Origin of the sequence: Nonomuraea aridisoli (assembly GCF_003236395.1) — a bacterium.
In the GTDB taxonomy this organism is placed as follows: Bacteria; Actinomycetota; Actinomycetes; order Streptosporangiales; family Streptosporangiaceae; genus Nonomuraea; species Nonomuraea aridisoli.
In genome coordinates this window covers 1-450 of sequence record NZ_POUD01000669.1, presented here as the reverse complement: position 1 = coordinate 450, position 450 = coordinate 1, and the positions used below count along the sequence as shown (strand labels likewise).

1 pseudogene is annotated in these 450 nt (G+C 76.2%); it reads left to right on the top strand.

Annotated features, from left to right (window positions below):
- Positions 1 to 450, top strand: a pseudogene (locus C1J01_RS48640) (FAD-binding oxidoreductase); the annotation flags it as partial.

Sequence of the window (450 nt, the reverse complement as noted above, 5' to 3'; positions counted from 1 at the left end):
CGCCACCCCCGAAGCCGTCCCCCAGTGGAGCCGCGACCTGCCGCGGGGCGGGCTGCGCCGCCGCCCGCTGCCGAATCCCGACGCCGACGCGGTCTACGTGCCGTCCTGCCTGAACACCATGTTCGCCCCCGCCGAGGGCGGGCCCGGTGTGATGATCGCGTTCGCGCGACTGGCCACGCGCGCGGGCGTGCGGCTGCGCGTCCCGGAGGGGATCGCCGGGCTGTGCTGCGGCACGCCCTGGTCCTCCAAGGGGTACACCGACGGCTACGAGACGATGGGCGACCGCGTGCGCGCCGCGCTCCTGGAGGCCACGGACGGCGGCCGCATCCCGGTCGTCAGCGACGCCGCCTCCTGCACGGAGGGCTTCCACCGCCTCGTGGAGGCGCTGCCCGTCCAGGTCCATGACGCGGTCGCCTTCACCGCCGAGCACCTCCTGCCCCGCCTCCCCTG